At 33.7% G+C, this 6,696-nt stretch carries 10 protein-coding genes and 1 pseudogene; 10 read left to right on the top strand and 1 reads right to left on the bottom strand.

The window, feature by feature from the left end:
• Window positions 1-105: 105 nt before the first annotated feature.
• From O970_RS10215 to O970_RS08655, 10 genes and pseudogenes are all read left to right on the top strand, one after another.
• A pseudogene (locus tag O970_RS10215) lies at window positions 106-270 on the top strand (type VI secretion system Vgr family protein); the annotation flags it as partial.
• Window positions 271-282: 12 nt separating this feature from the next.
• The gene (locus tag O970_RS08695) at window positions 283-903 is read left to right on the top strand and encodes a DUF2345 domain-containing protein (protein ID WP_275055042.1); all 621 of its coding nucleotides are present in this window, start codon (window positions 283-285) and stop codon (window positions 901-903) included.
• Entirely contained in the window at window positions 903-1,409 is a 507-nt protein-coding gene (locus tag O970_RS08690) for a DUF4123 domain-containing protein (protein WP_024496716.1), read from the top strand. Before O970_RS08695 ends, O970_RS08690 begins: the two co-directional genes overlap by 1 nt.
• Complete coding sequence (locus O970_RS08685; protein WP_024496715.1) at window positions 1,409-1,741, top strand: hypothetical protein; 333 nt, start codon at window positions 1,409-1,411, stop codon at window positions 1,739-1,741. Before O970_RS08690 ends, O970_RS08685 begins: the two co-directional genes overlap by 1 nt.
• Window positions 1,742-1,761: 20 nt before the next feature.
• Window positions 1,762-2,526 carry a Tox-REase-5 domain-containing protein gene (locus tag O970_RS10090; protein ID WP_024496714.1) on the top strand — a complete coding sequence of 255 codons (765 nt, stop codon included), beginning with the start codon at window positions 1,762-1,764 and terminating at the stop codon, window positions 2,524-2,526.
• Between the two features lie 9 nt (window positions 2,527-2,535).
• Window positions 2,536-3,255 carry an Imm52 family immunity protein gene (locus tag O970_RS08675; RefSeq protein WP_024496713.1) on the top strand — a complete coding sequence of 240 codons (720 nt, stop codon included), beginning with the start codon at window positions 2,536-2,538 and terminating at the stop codon, window positions 3,253-3,255.
• Between the two features lie 35 nt (window positions 3,256-3,290).
• Window positions 3,291-4,013 carry an Imm52 family immunity protein gene (locus O970_RS08670; RefSeq protein ID WP_024496712.1) on the top strand — a complete coding sequence of 241 codons (723 nt, stop codon included), beginning with the start codon at window positions 3,291-3,293 and terminating at the stop codon, window positions 4,011-4,013.
• Window positions 4,014-4,048: 35 nt separating this feature from the next.
• On the top strand, window positions 4,049-4,774 hold the full coding sequence (locus tag O970_RS08665; protein WP_024496711.1) for an Imm52 family immunity protein: 726 nt from the start codon (window positions 4,049-4,051) through the stop codon (window positions 4,772-4,774).
• A 129-nt stretch (window positions 4,775-4,903) separates the two neighbouring features.
• Complete coding sequence (locus O970_RS10340; RefSeq protein ID WP_081685301.1) at window positions 4,904-5,143, top strand: DUF2345 domain-containing protein; 240 nt, start codon at window positions 4,904-4,906, stop codon at window positions 5,141-5,143.
• Between the two features lie 238 nt (window positions 5,144-5,381).
• Entirely contained in the window at window positions 5,382-6,287 is a 906-nt protein-coding gene (locus O970_RS08655) for a hypothetical protein (protein ID WP_024496709.1), read from the top strand.
• 203 nt (window positions 6,288-6,490) lie between these two features.
• Here O970_RS08655 and O970_RS10160 read toward each other — a convergent pair.
• On the bottom strand, window positions 6,491-6,696 hold a 206-nt coding region (locus O970_RS10160; protein ID WP_238610623.1), incomplete at its 5' end, for a hypothetical protein.

The following is a 6,696-nucleotide window of genomic DNA, read 5'->3' as shown; positions in this document are numbered from 1 at the left end:
GATAATTTTCTTACCTATAGAAAGTATCTTGAAAAGAATCATTTATCTACTTTACCTATAGATTAATTTTTTCTTGAAAAATATTGTTATTATAGTAAAGAACAACGCGGTGAAGGCTTCGAATTACGTACCGACGACTGGGGCGCGATTGCCGCCAACAAAGGCTTATACCTCACCACCCAAAGCGAGCCCAAAGCCCAAGGCAAGCAATTAGATATGCAAGCCGCTATCACCCAGCTAGAGAATGCTCTCTCCATCGCCAAAGCGCTACACACTGCCGCGGTGCAATCGCAAGCGCATTTAGCGGACACTGATAGCCAAAATCAACTTAACGCCAACCTAACCGAACTAGCAGCAAGCGGCATACTTGCCTATGCCCAAGAAGGGATTGCCTTAACTAGCCCAGAGAACATCCAACTATCAACCAGCAACAGCATTACCCTCACCGCCGAAAACCAAACCGATATCAGCGCCCTTAAAACTATCAGCGTCTCTTCTGGCGAAGCGATTGGATTATTCGCTCACAAGCAGGGGATGAAACTGTTTGCCAATCAAGGTGATATTGAACTACAGGCCCAAAATGCCAACCTCAACATAGCCGCCAAGCAAGATATCAAGGTCGATAGCGTCGATGGTAATATCACCCTCACCGCAGATAAAGAAATCACCCTAATATGTGGCGGCTCTTATATCAAAATCAACAGCGAAGGCATAGAGCTGGGCACCGCTGGCAATATAAGAGTGAAAAGTGGGGTATTCCAGAAGATGAAACCAGCTACCTTAAAGACCTCAATGCCTGACTTACCCGTACCATTATCATCAATCACTAACCGAATTTGTTTGCGCTGTTTAATTCAGGCTGCCGAAAAAGGTGAGATGCTAGTTATTGCAGGAGAACGTTAATGATAAACCAACATATCATCTATCAAACATTATGGGAATGCCAAAAACAATCACCAAATAAACGTTATCTTTACGCCTTAGTGGATGGATTGCAATATGAACGCTTATTTAAGCGAGAAATAACGGAAGAAAACGGTATATTACCGCTGTTTATTCAGCCTAATAATCAGGATATTGCCTTTTACGGTCCTTGGCTTTGGGATATTGAGCAATTAAGTGATGAATATCAAAATCGATTGATTCACCTTGAACAAACTTATCCTGCCGTGTCTTGGATTATTTCATCATTATCCTTTAAGTTTTTGTTTAACCAACTGGAAAGTAAATTACACTTAAGAGTCGAAGCTAATAATTATGCAATGTTACGTTATTATGATCCAAGGGTATTATATAGGTTGAAGACAATTTTAACCCCAAAGCAATTTAAGTTATTTACCTTACAAATTGATGAATGGCTCTATTATCATGATAACCATTATCATTCGTTTATAAGAGGGAGTTTATGATGCAATTTACAGCTGAGCAAATAAATAATATCTTAGCGCAAGAAAAGGATACGTATATTTGGCAGATTACTCATAAAATTAAAGCCGATAAGCAATTAACACTCCCTGACGAAGAAATTAAAGATTTATTTAATAGACTTAAAACGACCTATGACTATCTTTTAAAGCTTGGTTTTTCGAAAAAGTTCCTAATTGAAGCGTTCTTATATGCCGAAGCAACCAATCCAAATATTAAGGATCAACCTAGACTAAAAGCATGGATAGAAAAAGAAAACGAAAACCCAGAAAAACAATTTGAAGATTTGCTTTTCATTGCCAATAAAATTCAATAAAAATAATAAGGAGAAAATGTATGGTTTTACCATTGATTGTTTGGGGTGTAGCTATCGGTGTAGAAGAAGTAGCGATGCTACTTGCTGGGACAGGTGCGATGGTGTATATGTTGCAACACAATAGAAACACTTCTGGTGTTTTTAATATCGCAGAGAATACTCTACCTAATGATTCGACTATTAATGATAGTGATTATACCGGTCTTGATGAAGTTATCGAACTGGAACACTATAGGATTAGCACTCAGGAAAAACAACGCCTAGGCGAAGATGCATTAACTAAAATTAAGGTATTAGTCGAAGGACAAAACTGTCATTGTCCACCAGATGCATTTAAGCGGGTCCGATTGAAAGAGTGTCGTCGTGGAATGAGTTTATTAGCACTGGATTATCAGTCAGCGATAACCGGTCTAGAATGGCGAGAAGAGAAAGGGAATAAAAAATCAAGAATAATACCAGAGTGGGAATACTTTCAGGGACCGGGCAATCCGCCTGTGACATTTGATGGTTGGTTACCGAAATTATGTTTATTTTTAGAGGCTAAGGCTCGCTATGACTTTTTATTTGAAAAAGGCACAGCTAAACCAAAACTAAATGTCTGGGCTGAATCGTCAAAAAGATCGTTAATAGACCAAGCAGAAAGACACAATACGGTATGCGATTCTAATCGGCCAGCCAAATGTTGCTGGGTATGGATGACGCCTAAGGCGTATAGGTATTTTCAAAATGAATTAGTGGATAATTTTCCACATTTATTATGCATTTATGTACCACTTTTAGACTAAGGATAAACTATGAAAAAAAGATTAACCATTGAACTCTATTTTAAACCTGAGATGTATTTACCGCTTCCAGTCTGCATTAAACAAATTGAGCAGATATTAAATATTCTGCATCACTATATACCTACGAGTCAAGATTGGTATCTTTGCGGATCATCTAAAAAAAAGTCATCCATTTATAAACTGTTTGATAAAGAGGGCGTAACCCACATAGGATTAGAAAAACTGTCAAAAGAATACCAAAAAGACAGAGGCAATTATTTTAGTGAAGCGATTTGGGATAAAGAGACAGAAAAAGCGTCATTACTTTATATTTTAGCTAATAAATCTTCTTATCAACGATTTAAAGTAAATACTAGTATTGATATTGATTTACCGTTAGCAGAAATGCAAGTAGAACACATTCAAAATTTTATTATTGCTTTGACTAAACTATTTAATGATGCTTATATTATGGTCAATGGTAAATACACAAGAGAACTGAGAGTTTTCCCTGATAGGTTATCAGCTGGCTGGATGCTTTATTTACCTCAGGCTGAATTAACGCATAAAACCGTACCTGAATCGTTTAATGTTATAAGTGTCAACCATCAGGATAAAGTAACTGGTTCATTAGTAGTCACTACCCCTCATTTTTTTGATGAAGAAAATATTGATGATATTAAAAAAGTAAATCGAGTCGATATTCGATTACGAGATTTAGGCATATTACCTCTCTATGCAGATATGTAGGACTAAATAAAGACTATTACAACTAAGGATAAAATATGAAGAGAAATTTAAGTATAGAACTCTATTTTAAACCTGAGATGTATTTACCGCTTCCAGTCTGTATTGAACAAATTGAGCAGATATTAAATATTCTGCATCACTATATACCTACGAGTCAAGATTGGTATCTTTGTGGGCCATCTAAAAAAAAGTCATCCATTTATAAACTATTTGATAAAGAGGGCGTAACCCAAATAGGGGTAGAAAAACTGTCACCAAAATATCAGAAAGAAAAAGGGTATTTTGGTATACCAATTTGGGATAAAGAGACCGAAGAAGCATCATTACTTTATATTTTAGCTGATAAATCTTCTGAAAAAAAACAACTCTTTCAGGTAAATATTAGTATTAATATTGATTTACCGTTAGCAGAAATGCAAGTAGAACACATTCAAAATTTTATTATTGCTTTAGCTAAACTATTTAATGATGCTTATATTATGGTTAATGGTAGATACACAAGAGAACTGAGAGTTTTCCCTGATAGACTATCAGCTGGCTGGATGCTTTATTTACCTCAGGCTGAATTAACGCATAGAACCATACCCGAATCGTTTAATGTTATAAATGTCACCCATCAGGATAAAGTAACTGGTTCGTTAATAGTCACTATGCCCCATTTCTTTGATAAACAAAATATTGATGATATTAAAAAAGTAAATCGAGTCGATATTCGATTACGAGATTTAGGCATATTACCTCTCTATGCAGATATGTAGGACTAAATAAAGACTATTACAACTAAGGATAAAATATGAAGAAAAGATTAACCATTGAACTCTATTTTAAACCTGAGATGTATTTACCGCTTCCAGTCTGTATTGAACAAATTGAGCAGATATTAAATATTCTGCATGACCATACACATACCAGTCAGGATTGGTATCTCTGTGGATCATCCAAAAAAAAGTCATCCATTTATAAACTATTTGATAAAGAGGGCGTAACCCAAATAGGGGTAGAAAAACTATCAAAAGAATACCAAAAAGACAGCGGCAATTATTTTAGTGAAGCAATTTGGGATAAAGAGACTGAAGAAGCGTCATTACTTTATATCTTGTCTAATGAATCAACTGAACAACAAAAAAGATTTAAGATACAGATTAAACTTAATTTCGATTTGTTGTTATCAGAAATGCGAGTAGAGACCATACAAAATTTTATTATTGCCTTAGCTAAACTATTTAATGATGCTTATATTATGGTTAATGGTAGATACACAAGAGAACTGAGAGTTTTCCCTGATAGGTTATCAGCTGGCTGGATGCTTTATTTACCTCAGCCTGAATTAACGCATAAAACCGTACCTGAATCGTTTAATGTTATAAATGTCACCCATCAGAATAAAGTAACCGGTTCATTAGTAGTCACTACTCCTCATTTTTTTGATGAAGAAAATATTGATGATATTAAAAAAGTAAATCGGGTCGATATTCGATTACGAGATTTAGGCATATTACCTCTCTATGCAGATATGTAAGTCTAAATATAATTAATCAAAGGACATACAGCCCGTTAATTTTATTTAATTGGTATAGACAGGCTACACTAATTAGCACCAATATTATAAGGTCATGGTTATGATAAACAAAAAAGCAAAACGGAACCAATAATAATAAATCACATTCCAAGAAGAGAAAAACGCAGTTCTACTAACGAATTTAAAGACGGCATTAAATTATTTGTCAATCAAAGTGATATTGAAATACAAGCCCAAAATGCTATCCTAGCTATAGCAGCCAAGCAAGATATTAAGATTGATAGTGTCGAAGGTAAAACCGCCTTATCCTCCGCAAAAGAAATCCCCCTTCCCCCTAATGGGGGGCGGATCTTATATCAACATCACTAGCCAAGGCATAGAGCCGGGCACATCGGAAGATATAAGACTTAAAAACCCAGCCTTACAAAAGATGGGCGAGGCTAGCAACAATTTATCCAAAACACGGAATAATAATCATAAAGAGCTTGAACTCTTGTTAAAAAAATAGGTGCGGTTTAATTCAAAAAACTTTTCGGCTTAAGTGAGAAGGAAAAAATAATTACACTTATTAATAAATAACCTAAATAAATTATAAAAGAGGTTAATAATGTTAAAAATTACAATTAGATTTATTTTTGTATGTTTGTGTTGTTTTTTGCCGTTAATGATAAATGCTAATGAGATAAAATGGCAATTAGTTGATATCACTTATTTATCAGATCATTCAATTCAAATCGAAAAATTACTGACTCTACTTGAAAAATCAAAAAATATATCCGTTAAAAGTTCAAATAATAAATTAATAATTGACGAACATAATGTGATTGAAATGCAAGAAACAAAAGAAAAAGTACCACCAAATGTTCATAGCTTATTGCAAGAAGAAGTAGAGCGTTTAAATTTACCTGATAATAAACAAAAGAAGCAATATTTTACATTTACGACTTTACCGCAACAGTATAATTTAAATCAATTTGTGTTATTTATGTCTGATTATCTTTTTTTATTTAGTAATGATGAATTTATTTTAACCTTTAAAGATAAACAAAAAACACTTCACGATTTTTCAGATTTATATAACACATTGAATACCGCTAATCTGCCATTAGCCAATCGCTATTTTCCCCCAGATGAAAAAGATGGTTTTTTGTCCATACCTGATGAATTTAATTATTTTTTTAAAGGGATGATAGATGATGGTAATTTGGAGGCAATAAAATTAAAAACATATAAAGAAACAAAACTGATATTGTTATCTTCATATTCCATTGCTGGTTATCCTAAATTATCATTAATTAGCTTGTCAGATGATTTAAATATTATTGATAGATTAGAAATAGGCGAAAATGATGAGTTGGAAGATAGAGTAATTTTGATTGAATATACTATTGATAAAAATTACCTTGTTACTCTTAATAAGGTTGAATATAGAGATAATAAGCTACCTAAATTATTAAATAAAACAAATTATATCATTAATGATAAAGGAAAATTTATTAAAGTAGAAAAATAAAACAGCAGCTCTCCTAATGAGGCTCTTAATGTGGCTATATTAGAACTAAACATTTTAACCAAATAACGAAAAAGCTGATATTCTCAGCGAGACAGTTAATTTTTTATTATTGATTGACCATAAAAATGAAGAGTATCTGGAGGAAGATTTAAGTAAATACTTGATGGCAAGGCATGGTTTATTCATCCGGTAGCAATGATTGATTATTTTTCTGAAAATAATCTCTTTTCAAAAAAGGGGATAAACATGAAATTATTCGGAAAATTCATATCAGACTTGCTGGATTTGGTGGCAATGAACCAACCGATGAATTGACCGAAAGAACGGAGAATATGATTAAACAGTCCCAACGTGACTATATGTGAATCGAAGAAACTGGCATGCACAACATAGCAAGACCAAATAAAAA

Source organism: Candidatus Schmidhempelia bombi str. Bimp (assembly GCF_000471645.3).
GTDB lineage: Bacteria > Pseudomonadota > Gammaproteobacteria > Enterobacterales > Orbaceae > Utexia > Utexia bombi.
Note: the sequence above shows the minus strand (reverse complement) of the source record. Positions and strands in the feature narration are given on the sequence as shown.

Coding starts and splice junctions, on each gene's coding strand:
- O970_RS10090 (WP_024496714.1), top strand. CDS start 1,762: ATGGTTTTACCATTGATTGTTTGGGGTGTAGCTATCGGTGTAGAAGAA.
- O970_RS08670 (WP_024496712.1), top strand. CDS start 3,291: ATGAAGAGAAATTTAAGTATAGAACTCTATTTTAAACCTGAGATGTAT.
- O970_RS08655 (WP_024496709.1), top strand. CDS start 5,382: ATGTTAAAAATTACAATTAGATTTATTTTTGTATGTTTGTGTTGTTTT.
- O970_RS08665 (WP_024496711.1), top strand. CDS start 4,049: ATGAAGAAAAGATTAACCATTGAACTCTATTTTAAACCTGAGATGTAT.
- O970_RS08675 (WP_024496713.1), top strand. CDS start 2,536: ATGAAAAAAAGATTAACCATTGAACTCTATTTTAAACCTGAGATGTAT.
- O970_RS08685 (WP_024496715.1), top strand. CDS start 1,409: ATGCAATTTACAGCTGAGCAAATAAATAATATCTTAGCGCAAGAAAAG.
- O970_RS08690 (WP_024496716.1), top strand. CDS start 903: ATGATAAACCAACATATCATCTATCAAACATTATGGGAATGCCAAAAA.